Below are 3,457 nucleotides of genomic sequence, written 5' to 3'. Positions count from 1 at the left end.
GACACGCCGTCGACACTCTCGATCAGGTGACCAGTTGTCGTACTCATCAGGCTCACTCCTTCGGGGAGATCCACACCTGATTCATGACACTCCCCGACAAACGGTCCGGGCTCGCTGTCACCGTGTCCTCTGACATCGAAATTGGACCGGTCAAGCCGTTGCGGTGAGCTGTGATCTGTGTCATCGAAGTGGATAGTCGTAGCGAGGCGGGGCGGAGTCCCGTGGGCGCTCACCACCCGTGCGGTCGTGGACCCCTGCCTCTTCAACAGGGATGCCCGCCCAGCCACGGGCGCGGTGCCGGGTTGCTGCATCCGGGCTGGCTGATAGGCGCCGTAGAAGCGCGATGTTCGGCGAACTGCTCGGCATGGTCGGCCAGCGCCCACGCGGCCACCGTCGGTGGGCGCCCCGTTGGAAACAGGGCAGTGAAAAACAGTCAGGAAGGCGGCCAAGCCGTCGGCAGCCTCCGCGGCATGCGTGGCATGCGTGGCATGCGTGGCACGGACGGTCGGCGCGATGCACGTCTCCGGCGAGTACACGGTTATTGATCCGAAACGCTAGTGATTCTGGGCCGTTGAGCATGGCGTGAGTGATCTGGTGGAGGACGCGCAGCACCTGCCGCCGGCGGCGCAGGAGCTTCTGCGGCTGCGTGCGGTGGCCGCGCTGGTGGCAGGGCGGGACTGTGAGGACCTCGCGGCGGTGCTCGGGGTGTCGCTGAAGGCCGTGGACAACTGGTGGGCGAAGTGGCAGGCCGGAGGCCGGGAGACGTTGCTTTCCCGGACGAAGGGCGCCCGGTCGGAGTTCATCAGGTGCTGGGCGAGGCCGAGCAGGCCCCGGCACGGCAGGCGCTGCTCGATCACCGGCCGTGCGATGGGGGACTGGCCGGCCAGTTGCGGACCCGTCGGCTGGTCGATGACCTGAACGCGAAGCTCTACCGGCTGCGGCTGACCGAGCCCGGGTGGGCAAGTACCTGAAGCAGTGAGGCCTTTCCTTCCAGCGGCCCGACAAGCGGGCGGTGCAACAGGACCCGGAGGCGGTGGCCCGCCAGCACACCGAGACCTGGCCGACGATCCGGGCGAAGGCCGGGGGCAGCGAGATCCTCTTCGCCGACCAGGCCGGCATCCGCTCCGACCAGGTCACCGGCCGCACCTGGGGCGAGAAGAAGCGCACCCCGATCATGCGGCGCACCGGAAACCGGTGCAGCGTGAACGCGATGTCGACGTTCCGCACGAAGGGCCGCATGCACTTCATGGTCTTCGCGGGGACCTTCGACTCCACCGTGATGTGCCACTTCCTCGCCCGGCTCGTCGGTCACTTCGACCACAAGATCCACCTCGTGGTCGACGGGCACTCCACACCGCTCGAAGAACGTCAGGGACTGGACCGCCGATCACAGTGAGAAGATCGAACTGCACTTCCTGCCCCTGTACAGCCCCGAGCTCAACCCCGACGAGCTCCTCAACGCGGACCTCAAACACAGCCTTCCCAAGAGCCACCGGGCCCGGAACCAGGCCGAACTCGCCATCGAAGCCCGCCGAATCTTCCCCAGACGCCATCGCCAGCCCCACATCGCCCGCGGCTACTACCACGCCCCCCATGTCCGCTACACCCTCAACGAGAACCCTATGAGTTTCTGATCAATATGACGCCGCCCACTCCAGTCCGAGTGCGGCGAGTGCGGCGAGTTTGTCGGCGGTGAGTTTGGCTCGGCGGCTCTTGCTGTTGCTGAGGAACACCCCGAGCTTGACCTCCGACCCGTCCGGCAACACCTCTACGTGCCCCCTGGGAACCTTCACCGAGCCCTCGCGCGCCTTGTACTGCTCCAAGGCCGCCACGCCCTTCTCGAAGGCGCTCACGGGCGTCGCGGGCGGCTTCGCTGGCGCTTCGAGTGCTGCCGCCAACGGGACGACGCCGATGGCCTCCAGGCGCTCGCGCTGCCCGCCGGTCAAGGCCGCCCAGACGTCCGGCTTCCGCTGCTTGGCCAGCCACTTCCCGATGTCCATCCCGTGCACGGTGACCCCGGGCTCGACGTACGCAAGGATGCTCTCCTCCGTGAGCATCTCGCGCACCACGGCGTAATGCCTCTGCCACTCCGGCGGCCATGACGGGTTCCAGTCCTCGTCAACCTCTCGCAGCGCCGTCTCCCACTCCGGGTGCCCGTCCAGGGCGCCGGGGCGGCGGAGGTTGGACAGCCACTGCCCCACCGGCCGGCCCAGCATCGTCGCGGACCGGGGCGCGCACAGCGTCCAATGCAGGTCGTAGTACGCCTTCGCCGCCTCCAGGTTCTCCTGGAACCGCTCATCGGCCAGAGACCAGACCATGCCGAGCTGCTCCAGCCGCTCGGCCCGCCGCCCGGTCATCTGCCCCGCCCCGTACGCCCGCCGCTGCTCCGCGACCCACTGCCCCAGCGGGTACGCGCCCTCCTTGTGCCCGTAGGGCACCCGGGCACTTCCCTCACGCTCGGTGAACTTCTTGAGTGCCGCCCACCCACGTCCCCAGTCCTGGCGCTCCGTGTCGATCACGTTGAAGGAAACCCAGTCCGCGACCATCACCGGGTCACGCGGAGCGGCAAAACGCAGGAGCAGACGGGATTCGCCCTCGCCTTCCTCGGGCGGCAGACCGATGTACTCGGACGGCTGCACGACGTCCTTCTGAGGCTCCTGCGGAATCGCGAGCAATTCGATTGCCTCTTCGTCGTGAGCCCGCAGCCCCTCCAACACCTTCACCAAAGGCCGATACGACCCGGAGGTAAACATGTCTTCCGGCTTTTCTCCGGGCTGGAGAAATACCGGCACGATCAGAGAGGCAACCTTGCCCTGTCCGGGCTTCTGCCGCAAAGCGCGGCCGATGGCCTGAACGATGTCGTGCGGCGCCCCCTTCGGATCCAACAACGCAACCGAGTCCACCGCCCGGATATCGACACCCTCGCCGAGGACACGGCAGTTCGAGAGGACCGCCCGCCGCCCCGTCGAACCGAACTCAGCCAACACACCCTGCCGGTGCCCGGGCACGTGCTCACCACACAGCCAGTCCGCCCAGATCCGCGCCGGGTACTTCTCAAACTGATCAGCGTGCAGCCTCGCCGCAACCCGCTCCAAGCCCTCCGCGTACGCCTGCGCCTCTATCGTCCGGTGATGAAAGGTGATGCACGACGTAAGCCTGTGCTGCGCCATCGTATGCAGGAGCGCGGCCTGGAGGGCGCCAAGGCGCTCCCCGCGCACCTTCTCACTGTGCCGCTCCTCGCCCATCAGCCGAGCCGGAGTGACGACCGGGTCCTGGAGCTCGAGGACGATGATCTGGTACCGCGCCAGCAGCCCGCGGGAGACAGCCGACGCCAGCGACAACTTGTACAGGACGGGCCCGAAGACTGCCTCGTCGTCCATTGAGGCCGCCATCTCCCTCGGCAGCGCCTCCCGAACTCCCTCGCCTACGTCCCAGTTGGGCCGCTCCTGCCAGATCC

At 67.5% G+C, this 3,457-nt stretch carries 2 protein-coding genes and 1 pseudogene; 2 read left to right on the top strand and 1 reads right to left on the bottom strand.

Annotation, left to right across the window (positions count from 1 at the left end; genetic code table 11):
• Positions 1 to 582 precede the first annotated feature (582 nt).
• On the top strand, positions 583 to 918 hold the full coding sequence (locus ACFYQ5_RS36035) for a helix-turn-helix domain-containing protein (protein WP_389203838.1): 336 nt from the start codon (positions 583 to 585) through the stop codon (positions 916 to 918).
• A gap of 94 nt (positions 919 to 1,012) precedes the next feature.
• Positions 1,013 to 1,634, top strand: a pseudogene (locus ACFYQ5_RS36030) (IS630 family transposase).
• Here the strand turns inward: ACFYQ5_RS36030 and ACFYQ5_RS36025 are convergent.
• Positions 1,635 to 3,457, bottom strand: a 1,823-nt coding sequence (locus tag ACFYQ5_RS36025) for a Helicase associated domain protein (RefSeq protein WP_389203837.1), incomplete at its 5' end; no start/stop codon positions are given.

The sequence above is a fragment of the Streptomyces sp. NPDC005794 genome (genome assembly GCF_042871445.1).
In the GTDB taxonomy this organism is placed as follows: Bacteria; Actinomycetota; Actinomycetes; order Streptomycetales; family Streptomycetaceae; genus Streptomyces.
Note: the sequence above shows the minus strand (reverse complement) of the source record. Positions and strands in the feature narration are given on the sequence as shown.